This is a genomic window from Enterococcus sp. DIV0774, from assembly GCF_050539095.1.
Taxonomy (GTDB): Bacteria; Bacillota; Bacilli; order Lactobacillales; family Enterococcaceae; genus Enterococcus; species Enterococcus faecalis.
Map to the genome: position 1 here is coordinate 1,138,963 of NZ_CP172923.1, position 22,128 is coordinate 1,161,090.

The following is a 22,128-nucleotide window of genomic DNA, read 5'->3' on the forward strand; positions in this document are numbered from 1 at the left end:
AAATGGAACTGATAGGACATGGACATTCATGTATTGAAATTCGTCTAAACGACGGCACGAACCTTTTATTTGATCCTTTTATTAATGGCAACCCTTTAGCGGACGTTTCACTTGAAGATTTACACCCTGATTACATCTTAATCACTCACGGACACAGCGATCATATTGGCGATATGCTAGCAATTGCTCAAGCCAACAAGGCAACAATTATTGCGATAGCTGAAGTGGCTACGTATGCACAGTCGCAAGGGGTAAAAGCGCATGGAATGAATCTAGGTGGGCGTTATGTCTTTCCTTTTGGTTCGGTTAAATTTGTGCCAGCTTTGCATAGTTCCGGTTATGAAATAGACGGCGTAATGACCTACATGGGCGAAGCAAGTGGGATTATTTTAGAAGCAGAAGATAAAAAAATTTATCACGCTGGTGATACGGCGTTGTTTTCAGATATGCGCCTTTTTGCAAAAGACAAATCCATTGATGTAGCGTTCTTACCAATTGGCGATAATTATACGATGGGACCAGAGGATGCGCTAGAAGCAGTCTCTTACTTAAATCCCAAAATAACCATTCCAATTCATTACAATACCTTTCCTGTTATCCAACAAAATCCAGCAATATTCGCAGAGCAAGTAGTTGGCGGGAAAGTATTAAACCCAGGAGAGACGATCCTAGTTTAGGAGGAAATTATGGCGACGAAACATGATCAAATTTTAAAACATATTGAAGAATTACCAATTGGCGATCGAATCTCTGTTCGAAGCATTGCCAAAAGTTTAAGTGTTAGTGAAGGAACAGCGTATCGGGCCATCAAAGATGCAGAAAATATTGGGCTTGTTTCCACCATTCAACGTGTTGGTACGATACGAATTGAGCGGAAGTTAAAAAAACATATTGAAAAATTAACATTTGGTGAAGTGGTCCGGATTATTGAAGGGGATGTGTTAGGCGGTAGCTCTGGTCTAGACAAAGTCCTTAATAAATTTGTAATTGGTGCGATGACAGAAACCGCGATGACGCGATATATTACTCCAGGCTCCTTAATGATTGTTGGTAACCGCCAAGGTGTGCAAAAGCTTGCTTTAGAAAATGGGGCAGCCGTTTTAATTACAGGTGGATTTGAAACATCTGAAGAGATTGCGCAGTTAGCAGATCGTCTGGGTATGCCTGTCTTGAGAACCACATATGATACATTTACTGTGGCTACTATGATTAACCGTGCTTTAAGTGATCAGCTGATTAAAAAAGACATTTTACTCGTCAGTGATATTTATACAGCGCTTGAAAAAACCAATTATTTGTTGACAACTCAAACGATTGCAGATTATCAGGCATTATCTGAAAGTACCCATCATTCTCGTTTCCCAGTAGTAAATAAGAAATTACGTTTAGTGGGGATTGTCACAGCCAAAGATGTCATTGGTAAAAGTGAACATTTAACCGTGGATAAAGTCATGACAAAGGACCCCAATGTTGTGAAAAAGATGATGAGTGTAGCGAGTGTCAGTCATCAAATGATTTGGGATGGTCTAGAAGTCATGCCGGTGGTGGAAGATGATTTAGCGCTTGTTGGAATTGTTTCTCGCCAAGATGTGATGAAAGCCATGCAATTGGTGCAACGACAACCACAAATTGCAGATACAATTTCAGATCAAATTTCCGGGGAAGTGATGCCTGTTGAAGAAAATGGCAAAGAAACAACCCGTTTTCGTTTTTCGGTTGCGCCCCAAATGGTTAACAGTGTTGGTACCATCTCGTTTGGTGTCCTAAGTGAAATTATTTCTAACGTGACACAACGAACAATGTTGATGAATCAAAAAAGAAATGTACTGATTGAACAAGTGAATCTACATTATTTGCGGCTAATCCAGTTGGAAAGTGAATTGGACATTCGTCCACGAATTTTAGAAATTGGTCGTCGCTCTGCAAAATTAGATATTGAAGTTTATTTAGAAAATGTCATTGTGGCAAAAGCAATTGTTGTTTGCCAAGTGATGGAGAGAACGTAGGAGGCTACAAAGAATGGACGTAGTAAAAGAAATTATGGCAGCAATTAAACAATATGAAACAATTATTATTCATAGACATCAAAGGCCCGACCCAGATGCGATTGGCTCACAGGTTGGGTTAGCAGAACTCTTAAGAGCGAGCTTTCCTGAAAAAAATATTTATCAAGTAGGCGGACCAGTGGAAGGCTTAGAGTTTTTAGCTGAAATGGACGTTATTACTGACGATGTCTATCGAGGTGCATTAGTCATTGTAACAGATACTGCAAATGCTCCACGAATTAGTGATGCGCGTTTTTCTTTAGGCGATCAATTAATTAAAATCGATCATCATCCGAATGATGAACCCTATGGAGATTTAGTTTGGGTGAATACAAATGCAAGTAGTTGTAGTGAAATTATTGTTGATTTTTGGCAACAGCATTTAGCAGAATTAACGATGACAGATAATGCAGCTCGTTTATTGTATGCTGGGATTGTGGGGGATACAGGACGTTTTCTTTATCCTTCCACTTCGGCGCATACACTCGCTGTCGCTGCACAATTGCGTACGTTTAACTTTAATGCCGCAGACTTAAATCGTGAGTTAGACCAAATGCCTTTAAAGGTTGCTAAATTAGCGGGTTATATTTATCAAAATTTAGAAATCGACGCAAATGGCGCTGCTTGTGTCGTTTTACCACAAAGTATTTTAAACAGTTATGATATTGTCGATTCTGAAACGGCAGCCATTGTTTCAATGCCAGGAAAAATTGAAGATGTTCTCTCATGGGCAATCTTTGTTGAACAGCCGGAAGGTTATTATCGCGTTCGGTTACGTTCCAAAGGACCAATCATTAATACAATTGCTAAAAAACATCATGGCGGCGGCCATCCTTTGGCAAGTGGCGCTAATGCACGTGATGCGGCTGAAATTGAAGTGATTTACCAAGAAATCCAAGCAGCTTGCCAAGAGTGGGCTCAAAAATAAATAAGTAATTAGAAAGTAGTTATCGGACGTTGATAAATCATTAGGACTACTTTTCATTCACTAGAAAATAAGGTAAAATGAAAAAGAATTATTTTTTACAAAGGAGAACGTTAATGACAGAGCAATTACCAAACTGCCCTGAATGTGGGTCGGCATATGCCTATGAAGATCGCGGATTATTTATTTGTCCAGAATGCGGTCATGAATGGTCACCAACGGAAGAAGTTGCAGAAGAAGGCTTAGTAGTTAAGGATTCAAATGGCAATCTTTTAGCGGATGGTGACAGTGTTACTGTAATCAAAGATTTGAAAGTTAAAGGTGCCAGTGGCGCAATTAAACAAGGCACAAAAGTGAAAAACATTCGTTTAGTGGAAGGCGATCATAACATCGACTGTAAGGTAGATGGCTTTGGTCCAATGAAGTTAAAATCAGAGTTTGTTAAGAAAAATTAAATTTCATTTGAATGATGAGACAGTAAGAGTCTAGGACACAACCATCGTCCTAGACTCTTACTAATGTTTATCGGTCTTGTATTTTATCATTGTACGAAGGCCGTGCCAAGCGTTGTAAAGTGTGAGGATTAACCCGATACCTAAAGGAATCCATAACCATTGCGGAGAATAAGCGGCATCTTTTAACGTTTCAGGGTTGATGGTCCATGATTCTTGCAATACTTGGAAACTAAAAACCATGAGAAATGTTGAAATAAGTAATAAAATAAACCGTAAATAATGAATCGTTGTTTGACGGTGAATCAGTGCAAAGAGTAAGTAGAGCACAAGTAAAAATAGCGGCACTCCAAACGCAAAATATGGCTGTAACATGAGAACGTCCTCCTTTTTCTTAATGATACTGCAAAGAAGAGGATTTGCAAAATAAAATTTATTGTTGGTACATTTTTTTAGAAACAAGTATAGTGTTATTGAGGCATTCATACTTGAAATTGTTTATCTTGGAGGAATTTTTATGGCTGTATATAGCGAACCAATTAAATGGGCAATCATTATTTTCCCGTTTCTAGCATTTTTTATTTCTGGGGCATTATTAATCTATGAATACCGCAAATATGGTTCCTTTGTTTGGACACGAGCAATGATTTTGTATTCATTTGTTTTTTATTTATTATGTGCCTATTTCTTGGTAATTTTACCGTTGCCATCTCGGGCAGAAGTGGCTCAATACACAGGACCAACAATGGAACTGCGGCCTTTTCATTTTATTTCAGGGATTTTAAACGAAACTGTTTTTTCGCTCAAAGATCCTAGTACGTATTTGCCAGCATTAAAACAGCATGCCGTTTTAGAACCACTGTTTAATGTTTTATTAGTTTTACCTTTTGGTGTGTATTTACGGTATTATTTCAAATGTTCATTTTTAAAAACAGTTCTTGCGAGTTTTTTATTGTCATTATTTTTTGAATTAACACAGTTATCTGGCCTTTATTTTATTTATCCACGTTCGTATCGCTTGGCGGATGTCAATGATTTAATTAATAATACCGTCGGAGGCATGGTCGGTTATTGGTTGACGCCACTCTTTACCTTTTTATTGCCAACAAGAGAAGAAATTGATGCCACCTCTTATGAAAAAGGTCAGACAGTTAGCCTGTTAAGACGTTTCTTTGCATGGGGGATTGATTGGTTGGTGATTGGCTTTGTGCAAGGCCTGCTCGTTTTTGGACTAAATTTCATTCCAGCTTATAAAAATTGGGCAACCAATTATCCGATTTTTTCAGATCGGATGTGGTTCTTTATCATGGTGTTTGCGGTCTTTATTGTCATGATGAAACTGACAAATGGTCAAACGTTAGGGAAAAAAGTTGTTCGCATTCGGGTGGTTGAAACAGGACATGAAAAAATTCGTTTAAAAGCTTTGTTTGTTCGCTACGGTTATTTGTATTTTGTGTATGGTTTAATTAGTATTTATCTAGCTAATGCCACTGAGTTATTGAATTCTTCTAATCGGATGTTGCAAATGGTGTCACTGCTTCTGTATTTGTTCTGTTTAATTTTATATTTACTATTTTTGATCAACGTTTTGTTAACCTTGATTCGTAAAAAACGGCGTTTGTTTTATGAAAAAGCCAGCCATACTTATACAGTCAGTACATTAGAAGTTGCGAAAACAAAGGAATCAGCAGGTGAGTAAAAGTTGTTTTTGTGTTATAATGCCAAAGTGCATAAAGAATTTAACGAGAAGAGGTGAGGCAAGTGCCTTCATTTAAACAATTTCAATTTCAACCTTTTATCAACGAAGCACTCGCAGAAAAAGGGTTTGAAGAACCAACAGAAGTCCAAGAAAAATTAATCCCAATCATTAAGAAAGGGAAAAGTGTCATTGGACAATCGCAAACAGGAAGTGGAAAGACGCATACTTTTTTACTTCCATTAATGGATAAAGTTAAGCCAACTATCGACGAAGTACAAATTGTGATTACTGCGCCTAGTCGTGAATTAGCCAATCAAATTTATCAAGAAGCGCAGCAACTGGCTCGTTTCAGTCAACCAGAAATTCGCGTGTCAAATTTTGTTGGCGGAACAGATAAACAACGTCAATTAAATAAATTAAAGCATCAGCAACCTCATGTGGTGATTGGTACACCAGGGCGTATTTTAGATATGATGAATGAACAAGCCTTGAAAGTGCATACGGCTTTTGCCTTTGTTGTCGATGAAGCAGACATGACATTAGATATGGGCTTTTTAGCAGAAGTCGATCAAATTGCTGGCCGTTTGCCAGAAAAATTACAAATGCTCGTTTTTTCTGCAACCATTCCAGAAAAGTTACGACCATTCTTAAAAAAATATTTAGAAAATCCAGTGATTGAACATATCAAACCAAAAGCAGTTATTTCAGAAACAATTGACAATTGGTTGATTTCCACCAAAGGAAAAAACAGCAATCAAATAATTTATCAATTATTGACTATCGGGCATCCTTATTTAGCGATTGTTTTTGCAAATACTAAACAAAGAGTTGATGAAATCACCGATTACTTAAAAGATCAGGGCCTAAAAGTTGCCAAAATTCATGGAGACATCACACCACGCGAAAGAAAACGTGTGATGCGTCAAGTTCAAAATCTTGACTACCAATATGTGGTAGCTACTGATTTAGCCGCACGTGGGATTGATATTGAAGGGGTTTCACATGTCATCAATGCAGAAGTTCCACATGAATTGGACTTCTTTATCCATCGGGTTGGCCGCACAGGACGTAATGGATTGAATGGGACTGCCATAACATTATATTCACCAGCAGATGATGAAGCGATTACTCAGATTGAGCAGTTAGGTGTTTCTTTCAAACCAAAAGAAATTAAAAATGGTGAGATTGTAGAGACGTATGATCGCAACCGTCGAACAAAACGAGAAAAATCTCGAGAAGAATTAGACCCAACGTTAATTGGTTTAGTGAAAAAGAAAAAGAAAAAAATTAAACCAGGATACAAGAAAAAAATTAATTGGGCAATTGAAGACAGCAATAAGAAAAAACGTAAAATTGAACGTCGTCAAAAAGATCGTTCTGCTAGAAAAGCAAAAAAGAATTCTTCTAACTAACATTGTTGTGGATTATTTAAAGTAAGGGACGAGAATCGTAAAGATTCTCGTCCCTTACTTTTTTATATGATAAATATTTAAGTCACTTTTAAAATAACTCTTTTTTAAAAGTAGTTATCGTTAAAAGTAGAGAAAATTACCGATTAATTGTAAAGATTTTTGTCGAAAACATCAAAATGTTAGTGTTAAACATCAACATTTTGATGTTTTCTCAAGAAAAAAATAATAAAATTACAGAATTTTTGGCGTGTTTTAGCAAAAAGTAGGAAGTTTCGGCACTTTTTTTGTTAAAAAATCAGCTTTATTAGTTGATATTAAAGGAAATTCATTTTTTTTTACGGAGGATAAAAAAATTTTACACACAAAAAAAATCATTTTCTAATATAATATAAATAACCACCAAAATAAAGAATAAAGGAGCGAAGAGAGATGAAGATAAAAAGGTGTTTATTAACCAATCGATGGAGAAAACACGCGATTTGGTAACGTATTTTGATTGGTGCGTTTAGTTATTGGTAGCAGAAAGAGTTCTAGGAGGAAAGAAGAAATGAGAAGGATTTTGGTATTAACAAAGAACATTTTAGTTGAGCAAACATTTCAGCAGCAATTACAACATTTAAATTATGAAGTCTTTTGTACGAACTGCTGTGAAGAAACTATAGAACATGAGTTAACTTTTTTTAATTATTTTGATGCAATTGTATTAAGCGAAACACTTTCTCAGAACGATTGCTTGAGATTATTAGGAAGTCTTTCATCGTTAGAGAAGCCGATTTATCGACGTTCACAATCGATGTGTAATAAACGTGAAGCGGAGATTTGGCAGGAAAGAGGTATTATCCGGTGGTTAGGCCTCAAAGATTCATTGGAAGATATTCGTGAAAAAATTGACACTGTCGATCAAAGTTTTGCCGAAGTCACAGCCGAGCTACTTGATGACCAAGTAAAAAAGATTCGCTTTACAAAAAACGAACAACGCTTTTTAAAAATCTTGTATCAGCATGCCCACGAAGGGTTGGATCGTGATCAAATTTGTCGCTTGCTTTGGCAGAAAGAACCAGATGCTTCTACAAAATCGCAGCTGTCTTTCGTATGTAAACGAGTGAAACAAAAATTTAGTGATGCAGGTATGAACGAAGAGATTATTACAACCTCTTGGGGAAAAGGGTATCAAATAAATGAACAAATTTTGCCTTATTTAGAGCAAACGTTATTTGAAACAGCTCAGTAAGGAAAGATTCCTACGAAAACAATTGACTTTTTAGCAGATCTTTCTTATACTTTTGACTATAAGCTAAAGGATATGAGGAATCTTATTTTGATCACAGAAAGCCGTTCATTGCTGAGAGAAGGGCATCAGATAAATTTACTTGCTCCCTTTAGATGGACTTGATAGAAATATCAACGCGACTCTGCGTTATAGAGCTTAAGAGGTAATGATCCAACATCATTGCAATCAAGGTGGTACCGCGAGCAATCGTCCTTGACTGCAATGGTGTTTTTTGTGTTCACAATCTGCCACTTAAGAGGGTACAAAATATAAATAGTTAATTATTAATAGAAAGTAGGAAAATCAATGAAAGAATTAACAAGTAGTCAAGTTCGCCAAATGTATTTAGACTTCTTTAAGTCTAAAGGACATTCAGTAGAACCAAGCGCTTCTTTAGTACCAGTAAACGATCCAACATTATTATGGATTAACTCTGGTGTTGCAACCTTGAAAAAATATTTTGATGGCTCTGTTGTGCCAGAAAATCCAAGAATTACGAATGCTCAAAAATCTATTCGTACAAATGATATTGAGAATGTTGGGAAAACGGCTCGTCATCATACAATGTTTGAAATGTTAGGGAACTTCTCAATTGGAGATTATTTTAAAAATGAAGCGATTCACTGGGCCTGGGAATTTTTAACTGGTGCTGAATGGCTTGCTTTTGACCCAGAAAAATTATATGTGACTGTTTATCCGAAAGATACAGAAGCAAAACGCATTTGGCGTGATGAAGTTGGTTTATCTGAAGACCATATTATTGATGTAGAAGATAACTTCTGGGATATCGGTGCTGGTCCAAGTGGTCCGGATACGGAAATCTTTTATGATCGCGGCGAAGAATTTTTAGATATTCCAGAAGATGATCCAGAAAATTATCCTGGTGGCGAAAATGAACGCTATTTAGAAATTTGGAACTTAGTGTTCTCTGAATTTAACCATACACCAGAAGATACGTACGAACCATTACCACATAAAAACATTGATACGGGCATGGGCTTGGAACGTGTTGTATCTATCATTCAAGATGCACCAACAAATTTTGAAACTGATTTATTTATGCCAATCATTCATGCGGTAGAAGCTTTAGGAACTAACGTGAAATATGGAGATGCACCACAAACGGATGTTTCCTTTAAAGTGATTGCTGACCATATTCGCGCCTTGTCCTTTGCAATTGGTGATGGTGCGCTTCCTTCAAATGAAGGTCGTGGCTATGTGTTACGTCGTTTATTACGTCGTGCGGTAATGCACGGGAAAAAATTAGGCATTAATGAAGCCTTTTTATACAAATTAGTGCCTGTTGTTGGCGAAATCATGGTAAGCTACTATCCAGAAGTATTACAACAAAAAGACTTCATCGAAAAAGTGGTTCGGACAGAGGAAGAACGTTTCCATGAAACCATCAATGAAGGTTTAAGCATGTTAAATGAGGTTATTAAAGAAGTTAAAGATGCAAAAGGCGATACATTAGATGGAAAAATTATCTTCAAACTTTATGATACTTTTGGCTTCCCCGTAGAATTAACGGAAGAAGTTGCAGAAGATGAAGGCTTGAAAGTCGACCATGCTGGGTTTGAAACAGAAATGGAAGCACAGCGTGAACGTGCTCGTTCTGCCCGCAGTAAAGAAACTTCAATGGGTGTTCAATCTGCTTTATTAACAGATATTAAAGTAGAAAGTAAATTTGTTGGCTATACAGAATTAACACATGATAGTGAATTATTTGTTATTATTCAAGGTGACGCACTAGTAAATGAAGCATCTGCAGGAACAGCCGAATTAATTTTTGCTGAAACACCATTTTATGCTGAAATGGGTGGACAAATTGCTGACCGCGGCTATGTAAAAAATACCGCAGGGGAAGTCGTTGCCAACGTGGTGGATGTGAAAAAAGCACCAAACGGTCAATTTTTACACAAAGTAGAAGTTTTGGCGCCATTAGCAGAAGGTCAAATTTATCAATTGCAAGTGGACGAACGGATGCGGACACGTATTTTGAAAAACCATACGGCAACCCATTTATTGCATCGTGCTTTAAAAGATGTGTTAGGGGAGCATGCCAACCAAGCAGGCTCATTAGTTGCACCAGGACATCTACGTTTTGACTTTACTCATTTTGGGCAAGTTACATCAGAAGAACTAGCGCGGATGGAAGCCATCGTTAACGAAAAAATCTGGGAAGCTATTCCTGTTGTCACAATTGAAACAGATATTGATACAGCGAAAAACATGGGCGCAATGGCGTTATTTGGCGAAAAATATGGCAAAGAAGTCCGTGTAGTTAATATTGGGGATTACTCTATCGAATTATGTGGTGGAACACATGTTACTAATACAGAAGATATCGGGATTTTCAAAATTGTTTCTGAATCTGGGATTGGTGCAGGAGTACGCCGTATTGAAGCAGTGACGAGTAAAGAAGCGTATCAACTTTTACAAGAAGAAGAACGTCAATTGAAAGAGATTGCTACATTAGTTAAATCACCTCAATTAAAAGAAGTGGTTACGAAAACAGAGCAATTGCAACAACAATTACGTGATCTACAAAAAGAAAACGAACAATTGGCTGGCAAATTAGCGAACCAACAAGCTGGTGACATTTTTAAAGATGTCAAAGACATCAATGGTGTTCGTTATATTGCCGCTCAAGTCAATGTTAAAGACATGAATCAATTACGCCAATTGGCTGACCAATGGAAACAAAAAGAATTGTCTGATGTACTAGTTCTAGCAACTGCACAAGATGAAAAAGTAAGCTTGTTAGCGGCTATGACAAAAGACATGAACGGAAAAGGCTTAAAAGCCGGTGACTTAATCAAAGCAATTGCGCCAAAAGTTGGCGGTGGCGGCGGTGGTCGTCCTGATATGGCTCAAGCTGGTGGGAAAAATCCAGCAGGGATTGCGGATGCCTTAGCAGAAGTTGAAAACTGGTTGGCAAATGCCTAATTAAAAATGTTTTCCCTATTATTAATATAAGGAGAATGCTCTTTATAGCAATAATGACAGCCCCCTTCAAGGTTATGAAATTGATTTTGAAGGGGGTTCTTTTTTATAAATGATTAAGGAGAGGAAACAGTAGATTGCACGAATGTGTAAGTTTTCATCTTCAATTGACAATGGTATAATAAGCAACGGAGGAATCAAAAATATGAATGAAAATCAATTATCAAAACGTCTCGCAACGGTTGGTGATTTAATCCCTAGAGGAAGTCGCTTAGCAGACATTGGTTCAGACCATGCTTATTTACCAGTTGCTTTAATGTTAGAAAATAAACTGTCTTTTGCTGTGGCTGGGGAAGTGGTAGAAGGACCTTATCAATCTGCCAAAACCCAAGTCAGTAAATCCAATTTGACGGATAAAATTATCGTACGTTTAGCGAACGGGCTAGATGCAATTGAACCTGAAGATCAAATAGACGTCATTAGTATTTGTGGAATGGGCGGCACATTAATCCGAGATATTTTAGAAGCTGGACGCAAAAAAAATCGTTTAACAGGGAAGGAACGCCTTGTTTTACAACCGAATATTGGTGAACCAACTTTACGCCGCTGGTTAATGGCAAACGACTACAGTATTATTGATGAAACAATCGTGGAAGAAAACCGTAAGTTGTATGAAATTATCGTAGCCGAAAAAACAGAGCAATCCGTTTCTTATACGGACCAAGAATTACTATTTGGGCCAGTTTTAATTAAAAAACAAGGACCCGTTTTTACCAAAAAATGGCAACGAGAATTAAAACAGCGCAAAACTGTTCTTGCACAACTAGCAAAAGCAAGTGGAGAACATATTGAAAAACGAGTGAAACTACAGCAAGACCAACAATTAATTGAGGAGGTGCTGGCCAATGGCTGTGAACGGTAAGACATTGATTCGACGCTTCAATGACTATTGTCCCGAATGGTTAGCAGAAACGGGAGATTCTGTGGGCTTGCACATTGGTACGTTAGATAAACCAATTGAAAATGTGATGGTTACCTTAGATGTTCGTCCTGAGGTCGTTGCAGAAGCAATTGAGAAGCAGGTTGATTTGATTATTGCGAAACACCCACCTATTTTCCGCCCAGTTAAGCGATTAACCACAGATAATTTTCAAGAAAAAATGTACGCTGATTTATTAAAACACGATATTGCTGTTTACGCAGCGCATACTAACATGGATATTATTGACAATGGCTTAAACGATTGGTTTTGTGAATTATTGGGAATTAAACAGACCACCTTTTTAACTAAAACACATACTGTTCCTTATAAAAAATTAGCCGTTTTTGTGCCAATTGATGAAGCTCCGCAAATGAGAGAAGCTTTAGGTCTAGCTGGCGCCGGGTCTCAAGGTGATTATTCTAAAACAAGTTACTCTTTAATTGGAACAGGACGTTTTACACCAACACAAGGAGCAAATCCAACGATTGGCGAAATTGGTCAAGAAAGTGTCGTCCAAGAAGCAAAAATCGAAGTGATTTTCCCTGAAACTAAACAAGAACAAGTTCTTGCAGCTATGTTACAGGCGCATCCTTATGAAGAACCGGCGTATGATGTTTATACCATTGAAAATCAATCAAAAGAATTTGGTTTAGGTCGGGTTGGAGTATTAGACAAGCCTGTGAGATTCTCTGATTTTGTACAGCAAGTTAAGGAAGCTTTCCAATTGGATGGCTTGCGGGTCATTGCAAAAGATGATACTAAAATGATTCAACGGGTAGCCATTTGTGGTGGAAGTGGTGAAAAATTCTATCATGATGCATTACGTAAACAAGCCGATGTCTATATTACTGGTGATGTGTATTATCATACGGCACATGACATGATTGCTGAAGATTTACCAGTCATCGATCCTGGTCATTACATTGAAGCGCTTTGTAAGCCAAAACTTGTGGAATTAATGAATCAATGGAAACAAGAAAATGAGTGGGCTGTATCCATTTTTGAATCAGAAGCGAATACCAACCCATTTCGTTTTAAATAAAAAAATGAAGATTAAAGGAGTGTTCTTTTATGTATGAAAATTTATTACCTCGTTTTTTACGCTATGTGAAAACAGAAACACGCTCAGATGCAACTAGCACAACGACACCATCAACACAAACACAAGTAGCCTTTGCACAAACCTTAAAAAAAGAATTAGAAGAATTAGGGATGAGCGATGTTATTTATAACGAAACAAATGGTTTTGTGATTGCTACGTTACCTAGTAACGTGGAGAAAGACGTTCGTTCAATCGGCTTTATTGCCCATATGGATACGGCTGATTTTAATGCAGTGAATGTTTCTCCGCAAATTATTGAGAACTATGACGGAGAATCAACGATTCCTTTAGATAAAGAAGGCAAATTCACTTTAAATACGAAAGACTTTCCTAACTTAAAAAATTATCGTGGTGAAACACTTATCACAACAGATGGTACCACTTTATTAGGGGCTGACGATAAATCAGGTATTGCGGAAATAATGACAGCCATGGAATATTTAATTAATCACCCAGAAGTTAAACATGGCACCATTCGTGTGGCTTTCGGTCCTGACGAAGAAATTGGTGTAGGTGCCGACAAATTTGATGTCGCTCAATTTAACGTGGATTTTGCTTATACAATGGATGGCGGACCGGTAGGTGAATTACAATTTGAAACGTTTAATGCGGCGCAAGCAGAAATTACAATTCAAGGGAAAAACGTTCATCCAGGAACAGCCAAAAATACAATGATTAATGCGTTACAATTAGGAATTGATTTCCATAATGCCTTACCTGCTGACGAAGTTCCAGAAAAAACAGCAGGTGAAGAAGGTTTTTATCATTTAGCAGCGTTTGCTGGAACGCCAGAAGAAGCTACAATGACATATATTATTCGCGATCACAATCGCGAGATTTTTGAAGCACGTAAAGCTAAAATTAAAGAAATTCAGCAAACATTGAATGCACCATTTGATGAAGAACGAATCAAAGTTGATTTATTTGATCAATACTATAATATGCGAGAAGTGATTGAAAAAGATATGTCCATTGTCGAAATTGCTAAACAAGCAATGGAAGAATTGTCAATTCAACCAATTATTGAACCTGTTCGCGGTGGAACGGATGGCTCAAAAATTTCTTATTTAGGGATTCCAACACCAAATATCTTTGCTGGTGGCGAAAATATGCATGGCCGTTTTGAATTTGTTTCATTACAAGCCATGGAAAAAGCGACCAATGTGATTATTAAAATTGCTGAATTAAATGCAAAATAAATGAGGCACTCAATAGGAAAGTAAGAAAACGGGCAACCGAGAACTTACTTTCCTGTTGTAGTTTCATGAGTCATTGAAAAATTTTTTGCAATTAGAATCAGAACAAGGTATCCTAGTACAGTAACTAGTTAGGAGGCCAGAAAGAATGCTTCAGTGGATAGTAATCATTTATTTCCTCGTCATTAATTTAGTATTGTTTAGTATGATGGGTTATGATAAAAAACAAGCAAAACGTGGGAACTGGCGTATTCCGGAACGCCGCTTATTGATGATAGGACTTGTCGGTGGCGGTCTAGGTGGGCTAATGGGACAAAAGAAATTTCATCATAAAACCCAAAAACCAGTTTTTGCATTGTGTTATTCAATTGGCGTAATCGCGATGATTAGTTGCATCTATCTAACATTTAAGTAAGAACAAAAAAGGAGAAGCGATGAAAGGAAAAGTAAAAATTGGCTTAAATATGTTGTTAATGATTATCGTTTTAGGCGTAATCTTTTATGTCATGGATAATTCATTAAGTGATATTTTTGCTCAACTGATGGAAACGAGTTGGCTGGTGCTGATTGCTGTTATTTTTTTTGGTGTAGTTTATCAATTTGCAGAAGGGCGCTCAATCAAGGAAATAGCTCGTTATTTTAACAAAGACTTTACAACAGTGGATGGTTTTTTTACTTCTTGTTATGTAGCATTTTATCGGATTATTTCATTTGGCACGGGAACCTTGCTTTCAGAAATTTATTTTTATAAGAAAAAGGGAATTCCTGTTTCTAAAAGTGTGGGGATAACGGCATTACATATGATTATGTACAAAGCAGCCGTGATTTTTTTAGCAATTATTGGTTTGATTATTCAATTTTCCCTGTTTTATGAAAATGCGCCTAAGATGATTCCATTCATTTTAGCAGGTGTTATTTTAACATTAGTAATAATTGCAGCATTACTTATTTTATCTAGTAGCTTAAAGTTGCAAGTTTTATTGGTTAAGTTTGCCAATCGTTGGTTTAAACGACCAAAACTAAGAGATTGGGTGGATAATTGTAATTTACAAATCTATTCCTTGCGGGCAGCTGTCCAAACAATTACACAAGATCGCTCAGCGTTGCTTCGAATCTTTTCATGGAATGTATTTAAATTATTATTTTGGTACATTATTCCTTACATTGTTTTAGTAGAAAATCACCCGAATATTGATTTATTATTAGTGATGTCCTTTACCAGTTTTGCTGTTATTCTTTCAGGAGTTATTCCGACACCTGCTGGCATTGGTCCATTTGAATTTGTTTACTTATTGTTGTTTAAACCATTGGTCGGCAATGTTGATGCTGTAGCATCTGTTTTACTGTATCGATTTGGTAGCTTTGTGTTACCCTTTTTGATTGGCTTGGTTTATGTCGCCATTGAGAAACGAAAATCATTACGCATTGAGATTGAAGAAATAAAACGTCAAACAGATGAATAAGGTAGAACGAGAAAAAGAGCGACTCTTTTTCTCGTTCTTTTTTTTAAAAGGAATTGACTTGTACGAGGGATGTCTTATAATAGACTTAATACATGACTAAAAAATATTTTTTTGAACTAATAAAAATTATGGTAAAGGGGTGGCGAAAATTATTGCTGATTGTACAGCAGTGCTGTTATGCGGCGGGAAAAGTTCACGGATGGGATTTGATAAAGCATTATTGAAAATTCAAGGGCAATACGTGATCTTGCAAACAGCTGAAAAGTTAATGGAACTGTTCGAAGAGGTTATTTTAGTAACGAATGATAGTCAAAAATTTCCTAAGGCGTTTAGAAAATGCACAATCATTCAAGATATGTATCTTGGAAAGGGGCCATTAGGTGGGATTGTGACAGCAATGAACTATACTCAGAAAGCTGAAGTGTTTGTAATTGCCTGTGATATACCAACTTTTTCTCCTAAACTTGTGTATCAGTTAGCCTCTAAGCGTGGACAAAATCAAGTAACAATCTTTGACTTTGAAGGTCGTCAAGAACCATTATTTGGCTTTTATCGATGTTCTTGTTTACCAACATTTCAAAAACAGCTTGCGCAAAATAACTATCAGATTCGGCAAGAATTTGAGCATCTATCTGTAAAAACGGTGCAACTATCAAAAGAGAATCAACTTAAAAATGTCAATCGAAAAGAAGAATTGTCTCAGTGGTATCGATAAAAAGGAGGAATCGTAATGGATTTTTTCAGTAGTGAAGAAATAGTTGCAAGCTTAGGTGATAAGGCAAAAATGAAAGGGAAATTATCGTTTGTTCGACTCTGTATTTTAGGCATCATGGCTGGTTTTTGTATTGCACTGGGTTACTTGGCGTTTATTCGTATCACTGGAACCGCCCCCACAGAATGGGGAAGTTTTAACAACTTTCTGGGTGGAGCTTTATTTCCAGTTGGATTGATAGCGCTTACTTTTGTTGGTGGTGAGTTAGCAACAGGCAATATGATGGTAATGACATTAGGCGTATTACAGAAAAAGGTTCGAGTGGGCACTCTTTGTTATAACTGGCTAGTTGTTTTATTGACCAATTGTCTAGGCGGATTTCTTGTGGCGTATTTATTTGGCCATATTGTTGGGTTAACTGAAGGTGCGTTTCTGGATAAAACAGTCGCAGTTGCTCAGGCGAAAATTGCTGATCCACCGCTAGTTGCTTTTGTTTCAGGGATTGGCTGTAATATTTTTGTTTGTTTAGCGGTTTATCTCGGAGCGTTGGCAAAATCATATTTAGGTAAAATGTTTGGCTTGTGGTTTCCTGTCATGGTTTTCGTTGTTTGTGGGTTTCAACACGTGGTCGCCAATGCGTTTATTATTCCAGCGGCAATTTTTTCACAAAGCACCACAATCAGTTGGTGGGATTATTTGCAAAATACACTATGGGTATTTTTAGGCAATGCGGTAGGGGGCAGTCTTTTTATGGCCGTACCATTGATCTTTATGACAAAACCAGCAACTGTCAAACCAAGAGTTGAGAAAACGATTCAGACGGAGGAGCTCTATGGCAATTGAGGTACCAAATATGATTCAAATTGGATCTACTGGTCGGAATAGTGGCAAAACGACATTAGCCGAAGCTCTTATTAAACAGTACCAAGAAGTCTATCCAATTTATGGCTTGAAGATTATTACGATTAGTGGTCAACGAGGGGTGTGTCAACGAGGCACAAAAGGATGCGGAATTTGTACCAGTATTACAGCTGGTTATGAATTAGTAGAAGAGCAAGAGACGATTGGCAATAAAGATACCATGAAATTATTAGCTGCAGGTTGTCAAAAAGTTTTTCTATTGAAAGTTTTTCAAGAAAATTTGGCGGAAGCCATTCAGCAATTTCTGAAAGCTGTGCCGGCCCAAGCATTAATCATTTGTGAATCAAATTCATTACGTAATGTTGTGCAGCCAGGACTATTTCTTATGATGAATAACCAGAATCGCCAAAAAGAATCAGCAAAAAATGTTATAGATAAAGCCGATTTTTGTTTACTATCTGCTGAAATACCAAAAGAATTGCGTATCTATTATCAAGGAGAACAACTTCAAGTTTCACTAAAAAGGGGGAATAAAAAGGAATGTGTGCATTAAGCTTAATTGAAAAAGAAGCGATTATTCTAGAAAACGATGCTGATCCACAACGAATTTTAAATATTTTAATTGAATTACAATTTGCTTCAGAAGAAGGGTATATCGATCAGGAGACAGCTCAATTAGTTGCAGAGCATCTACATTTAACGGAAGCGCGAGTCTATGAAATCGTCAGTTTTTATGCCATTTTAAAGACGGAACCGCAAGCGAAGTATGTCTTGAAGATTTGTAACAGCACACCGTGTCATTATACTGGTGGGGCGATGGTTGCCGAAGTTTTAGAAACCATTTTAGAAGTGCCAGAGAATCAGCCGACACCAGATGGCTTATTTATGTATCACAGTATTCCTTGTATCGGGGCTTGTGATTTAGGTCCAGTAATTAAAATTAAGGACACCGTTTTTAGTCAACTAACAGAAGAGAAAATTTATCAATTAATTCAACATTTACAAAATGATTGCTATGAAGGATTGTAGGAGGTGAGTCAATGCTTAAGAGAAACCAACCAATGTTATTAGAGAGAATGGGAAAAATGCAATCTGCGACCGATGTTGCTGAATATTGTAAATACGATGGATTTGATGGTTTAAAAAGAGCAATTTCACTATCGGATGAAGAAATTTTAAACGAACTGGATATTGCGCACTTAAGAGGTCGCGGTGGAGCAGCCTATCCTTTAGGAAAAAAATGGCGCCATCTTTATCATGCAAAAGGAACCACAAAGTACATTGTTTGTAATGCTGATGAAGGCGAACCAGGGACCTTTAAGGATAAAGTACTTTTATCTGAAGATCCATTGAGTGTGATTGAAGGAATGATCATTGCTGGCTATTTATTTTCAGCAAAAGCAGGTTATATTTATATGCGAGGAGAATATCGCAGAATCCAAAAAACATTTCAAGAAGCACTGGATAATGCACGACAAGCTGGCTTTTTAGGGGAAAACATTTTAGGAATTGAAGGATTCAATTATGATATTACGATTATTTCTGGTGCTGGCGCCTATATTTGTGGGGAAAATTCAGCACTTTTAAATTCAATTGAAGGAAAAACGGGGCGGCCGCGTGTCAAACCACCACACTTAGCAGATGTTGGTTTATATTTGCAACCAACATTAGTGAATAATGTTGAATCATTTGCAAGTGTTCCCGTAATTTTACGAGAAGGTGGACAAGCCTTTTTAGAGATGGGTACTGCCGATGGTGGCGGCACAAAGCTAATTTGTTTGTCTGGACATATTAAAAATCGGGGCTTATACGAGGTCAACCTTGGAACACCATTAGAAGAAATAATTTATGGCGAGCAATACGGCGGAGGCTCTGCAACTGGTCGAGCATTAAAATTTATTCACTTCGGTGGACAATCCGGTCCAATTGGTGCTGTCGCAACGTTAAGGGATTGTTTGTATTCCTACGAAGATTTATGGGCCCATGACTTATCTGTCGGCTCTGGTGCAATTGTAGTAATGGATGATTCAGTCAATGTTGTGGACTATTTAGTACACGTGGCGGCCTTTTTTGCTCATGAGTCCTGTGGTAAATGCACCCCTTGTCGATTGGGAACAACTAGGATTTTGGAATTATTGAGTAAATTCAATCGGAAAGAGGCAACAGCTAGTGATTTGCCACGATTGGAAAAGATGCTCACGCATGTCACGCGATTATCAGCTTGTGGTTTGGGCCAATCCGTCGCAAATCCAATGAAGAGTGCATTGGCTTTGTTTCCAGAAGAATTTGAAACGACTGCTGAAACAGAAATCTATGCCACCAGCAAAGGAGGTTGGTAAAAATGAAAACAAAGTTGCATACGCAAACAGTTACATTGTCTATTGATAACCAAGAAGTAACTGTGCCTAAAGGGACTACCATTCTCGAAGCAGCGAAAGGGCTAGGTGTTGAAATCCCAACGCTCTGTCATTTAAAGGAATTAGCGCCTGATGGTTCTTGTCGGATGTGCGTGGTTGAGGTGGAAGGCGGCCGACGTGGTGGCTTAACAACTGCTTGTACGGCACATTGTCAAGAGGACATGGTTGTGTCAACACATTCTGAAAAAGTTGTTGATTCCAGACGTTTTATTCTTGATTTATTATTGAGTAATCATAAATTAGAATGTTTTTCTTGTGGAAAAAACGGGGATTGTCAATTACAACAGTATGCGCTAGATTATGGGATTGATGCCACTAGCTTTACCGAGGGAAAAAGAATGCCTTGCCATCAAGAAGATACCAGTAATCCATTTTTCTCTTATGATCCAGAAAAGTGTATCATGTGTCGTCGTTGTGCTCGTGTCTGTCAATTGCGGCAGGGAAGAGATGTACTTAGTATTGCTAATCGTGGCTTTGAAACAAAAATGATGCCAAGTTATGGGCAGGCGTTTGATCAATCTATCTGTGAATCATGTGGCAATTGTGTCTCTTCCTGTCCTACAGGAGCGTTAACAGCAAAAGATACGAAAGAGTACCGCAAATGGGAAACCCAGAAAATTCCTACAACTTGTCCGCATTGTGGGACAGGCTGTCAGATGAATTTACTCGTTAAAAATAATCGTTTAGTGGGTGTTGAACCCCTGGATGGACCAGCTAATAAAAATTTACTTTGTGTGAAAGGAAAATTTGCTTCATATAAATTTGTTGGGTCAGGAGATCGCTTAACGGAGCCATTAATTAAACGGAATGGGATTTTTGAACCTGCTTCTTGGGAAGAAGCCTTAACGCTTGTTTCGTCAAAATTTAACGAAATTAAAGCAGAAAACGGTCCGGATGCTCTTGCTGGTTTTTCGTGCTCTAGAGCGACAAATGAAGATAATTATGTCTTTCAAAAAATGGTGCGTGCTGCTTTTGGTACCAATAATGTTGATAACTGTGCCCGTGTTTGTCATTCGGCTTCGGTCCATGGTTTAGCCCAAACCTTAGGCTCTGGTGCGATGACTAATCCTATTGCTGATATCACTGAAGATGTCGACATGATTTTATTAGTAGGTTCCAATCCAGAAGAAGCTCATCCAGTTATTGGTGCGCAAATTCGCCAAGCCATCCAAAGAGGAACGCAAGTTGTTGTTGTTGATCCGCGGAAAATTAACTTAGTGAAGGATAGTGCGCTGCATTTACAAGTTCAGGCGGGAACGAATGTCGCATTTGCTAATGGCATGATGCATGTGATTTTGAAAGAAGGTTTAGCAGATCGCCATTTTATTGAAGAACGGACAGAAGGATTTTCAGATTTAGAAAAAATGGTGGCTGATTATACGCCGGAAAAAGTCGCAGAAATTTGTCATATTCATCCAGAAGATCTAATTCAAGCGGCACGCATGTATGCAAAAGCAGAAAAAGCACCAATCATTTATTGTTTAGGCGTAACGGAACATTCGACAGGAACTGAGGGTGTTATGAGTATGTCTAATTTGGCAATGTTGGTTGGTAAAGTTGGAAAACCTGGCTGTGGTGTCAATCCTTTGCGAGGTCAAAATAATGTTCAAGGTGCCTGTGATATGGGCTGTATGCCTTATGATTTCCCAGGCTATCAAAAAGTCAATAATCCAGAAGTAATCGACAAATTTGAAAAAGCTTGGCATGTGCCGCTAAATCGAAACACCGGTTTAACTTCTACTAAAGTCTTGCCAGCAGCAACGGCAGGAAACGTCAAAGGCCTTTATATTTTTGGAGAAGATCCAATTGTTACGGATCCAGACACAGGACATGTTCGTCAAGCTTTAGAAAGTTTAGACTTTTTAGTCGTTCAAGAATTATTTATGACCGAAACGGCTGCTTATGCAGATGTTGTTTTACCTGGCATCAGTTATGCAGAAAAAGATGGGACATTTACAAATACAGAACGGCGCGTGCAAAGAGTCCGCAAAGCTGTTGAACCAAGGGGACAAGCGCGAGAAGACTATGAAATTTTTTGTGAAGTCATGACACGAATGGGCTATCCTTGTGCGTATGAATCTGCAAAAGAAATTATGAAAGAAATTTCAGCTGTGACGCCTTCGTTTGGTGGAATTAATTATGAACGATTAGAGAAGGAGAGCTTACAATGGCCTTGTCGTAGCTTGACAGATCCAGGTACGCCGATTATGCATGTGGGCAGTTTTGCTCGTGGGAAAGGTTTATTTAAAGCAATTCCGTATAAGCAAGCACAAGAATTACCAGATGAAGAGTACCCGTATTTAATGTCGACAGGCCGAATGCTTTACCATTACAATACCCGAGCGATGACAGGACGAACGGAAGGGATTAACCAAATAGCGAATCACTCTTATATTGAGATAAATGCAGTCGATGCACAAGCTCTGGGAATCCAAGAAGGTGACAAAGTTGAAGTTCATTCTCGACGTGGCAAAATTGAAACCTATGCGGCTGTCGGAAATCGAGTATTTCCGCAAGAAGTCTTTATGACATTCCACTTTCCAGATGGGAATGTTAACGAAATCACCAATGCTGTATTTGATGATATCGCCACAATTCCTGAATATAAAGTTTGTGCCGTTGCGATTAAACCAGTGAATAAATAAA

20 protein-coding genes are annotated in these 22,128 nt (G+C 37.8%); 19 read left to right on the forward strand and 1 reads right to left on the reverse strand.

Features of this window, described 5'->3' with window-relative positions:
* Positions 1 to 2 precede the first annotated feature (2 nt).
* The 4 genes from IGL86_RS05575 (at position 3) to IGL86_RS05590 (ending at position 3,425) form a co-directional block, all read left to right on the forward strand.
* Positions 3 to 677 (forward strand): metal-dependent hydrolase, encoded by a 675-nt coding sequence (locus IGL86_RS05575; RefSeq protein ID WP_002366611.1) that lies wholly within the window; start codon positions 3 to 5, stop codon positions 675 to 677.
* A gap of 9 nt (positions 678 to 686) precedes the next feature.
* Positions 687 to 2,006, forward strand: coding sequence for a DRTGG domain-containing protein (locus IGL86_RS05580; protein ID WP_002357743.1), 1,320 nt, complete (start codon positions 687 to 689; stop codon positions 2,004 to 2,006).
* 13 nt (positions 2,007 to 2,019) lie between these two features.
* On the forward strand, positions 2,020 to 2,973 hold the full coding sequence (locus IGL86_RS05585) for a DHH family phosphoesterase (protein WP_033625981.1): 954 nt from the start codon (positions 2,020 to 2,022) through the stop codon (positions 2,971 to 2,973).
* Between the two features lie 113 nt (positions 2,974 to 3,086).
* The gene (locus tag IGL86_RS05590; RefSeq protein ID WP_002357741.1) at positions 3,087 to 3,425 is read left to right on the forward strand and encodes a zinc ribbon domain-containing protein YjdM; all 339 of its coding nucleotides are present in this window, start codon (positions 3,087 to 3,089) and stop codon (positions 3,423 to 3,425) included.
* A gap of 60 nt (positions 3,426 to 3,485) precedes the next feature.
* On the opposite strand, the gene IGL86_RS05595 is transcribed toward IGL86_RS05590, so the two are convergent.
* Positions 3,486 to 3,884: a hypothetical protein gene (locus IGL86_RS05595; protein WP_002382283.1), complete on the reverse strand. Its 399-nt coding sequence runs from the start codon at positions 3,882 to 3,884 to the stop codon at positions 3,486 to 3,488.
* Between the two features lie 55 nt (positions 3,885 to 3,939).
* Between IGL86_RS05595 and IGL86_RS05600 the strand changes: the two genes are divergently transcribed.
* The 15 genes from IGL86_RS05600 to fdhF all read left to right on the forward strand — a co-directional run bounded on the left by IGL86_RS05600 (position 3,940) and on the right by fdhF (position 22,127).
* The gene (locus IGL86_RS05600) at positions 3,940 to 5,121 is read left to right on the forward strand and encodes a VanZ family protein (RefSeq protein WP_010825205.1); all 1,182 of its coding nucleotides are present in this window, start codon (positions 3,940 to 3,942) and stop codon (positions 5,119 to 5,121) included.
* A gap of 53 nt (positions 5,122 to 5,174) precedes the next feature.
* Positions 5,175 to 6,533: a DEAD/DEAH box helicase gene (locus IGL86_RS05605; RefSeq protein WP_002385937.1), complete on the forward strand. Its 1,359-nt coding sequence runs from the start codon at positions 5,175 to 5,177 to the stop codon at positions 6,531 to 6,533.
* Between the two features lie 547 nt (positions 6,534 to 7,080).
* Positions 7,081 to 7,764 carry a helix-turn-helix domain-containing protein gene (locus tag IGL86_RS05610; protein WP_002381934.1) on the forward strand — a complete coding sequence of 228 codons (684 nt, stop codon included), beginning with the start codon at positions 7,081 to 7,083 and terminating at the stop codon, positions 7,762 to 7,764.
* A 345-nt stretch (positions 7,765 to 8,109) separates the two neighbouring features.
* The gene (gene alaS, locus IGL86_RS05615) at positions 8,110 to 10,752 is read left to right on the forward strand and encodes an alanine--tRNA ligase (protein ID WP_033625983.1); all 2,643 of its coding nucleotides are present in this window, start codon (positions 8,110 to 8,112) and stop codon (positions 10,750 to 10,752) included.
* Between the two features lie 202 nt (positions 10,753 to 10,954).
* The gene (locus IGL86_RS05620) at positions 10,955 to 11,671 is read left to right on the forward strand and encodes a tRNA (adenine(22)-N(1))-methyltransferase (RefSeq protein WP_033625984.1); all 717 of its coding nucleotides are present in this window, start codon (positions 10,955 to 10,957) and stop codon (positions 11,669 to 11,671) included.
* A complete protein-coding gene (locus IGL86_RS05625) occupies positions 11,655 to 12,773 on the forward strand; it encodes a Nif3-like dinuclear metal center hexameric protein (protein ID WP_033625986.1) in 1,119 nt (372 codons plus the stop codon). The genes IGL86_RS05620 and IGL86_RS05625 overlap by 17 nt, the downstream gene beginning before the upstream one ends.
* Positions 12,774 to 12,802: 29 nt before the next feature.
* On the forward strand, positions 12,803 to 14,032 hold the full coding sequence (gene pepT, locus IGL86_RS05630) for a peptidase T (RefSeq protein ID WP_033625988.1): 1,230 nt from the start codon (positions 12,803 to 12,805) through the stop codon (positions 14,030 to 14,032).
* Between the two features lie 145 nt (positions 14,033 to 14,177).
* On the forward strand, positions 14,178 to 14,444 hold the full coding sequence (locus IGL86_RS05635; protein ID WP_002377631.1) for a DUF1294 domain-containing protein: 267 nt from the start codon (positions 14,178 to 14,180) through the stop codon (positions 14,442 to 14,444).
* Positions 14,445 to 14,463: 19 nt separating this feature from the next.
* Positions 14,464 to 15,492, forward strand: a complete 1,029-nt coding sequence (locus IGL86_RS05640) for a lysylphosphatidylglycerol synthase transmembrane domain-containing protein (protein WP_002360426.1) — start codon at positions 14,464 to 14,466, stop codon at positions 15,490 to 15,492.
* Positions 15,493 to 15,631: 139 nt separating this feature from the next.
* Entirely contained in the window at positions 15,632 to 16,207 is a 576-nt protein-coding gene (gene mobA / locus IGL86_RS05645) for a molybdenum cofactor guanylyltransferase (protein WP_002361748.1), read from the forward strand.
* 15 nt (positions 16,208 to 16,222) lie between these two features.
* Positions 16,223 to 17,047 (forward strand): formate/nitrite transporter family protein, encoded by an 825-nt coding sequence (locus IGL86_RS05650; RefSeq protein WP_010775809.1) that lies wholly within the window; start codon positions 16,223 to 16,225, stop codon positions 17,045 to 17,047.
* Positions 17,037 to 17,618, forward strand: a complete 582-nt coding sequence (locus IGL86_RS05655) for a hypothetical protein (protein ID WP_002378323.1) — start codon at positions 17,037 to 17,039, stop codon at positions 17,616 to 17,618. The genes IGL86_RS05650 and IGL86_RS05655 overlap by 11 nt, the downstream gene beginning before the upstream one ends.
* Positions 17,606 to 18,094, forward strand: a complete 489-nt coding sequence (locus IGL86_RS05660) for an NAD(P)H-dependent oxidoreductase subunit E (protein WP_002357722.1) — start codon at positions 17,606 to 17,608, stop codon at positions 18,092 to 18,094. The genes IGL86_RS05655 and IGL86_RS05660 overlap by 13 nt, the downstream gene beginning before the upstream one ends.
* An 11-nt stretch (positions 18,095 to 18,105) precedes the next feature.
* The gene (locus IGL86_RS05665; RefSeq protein WP_010823646.1) at positions 18,106 to 19,404 is read left to right on the forward strand and encodes a complex I 51 kDa subunit family protein; all 1,299 of its coding nucleotides are present in this window, start codon (positions 18,106 to 18,108) and stop codon (positions 19,402 to 19,404) included.
* A gap of 2 nt (positions 19,405 to 19,406) precedes the next feature.
* Entirely contained in the window at positions 19,407 to 22,127 is a 2,721-nt protein-coding gene (fdhF, locus tag IGL86_RS05670; protein ID WP_033625989.1) for a formate dehydrogenase subunit alpha, read from the forward strand.
* The last annotated feature ends 1 nt before the right edge of the window (position 22,128 follow it).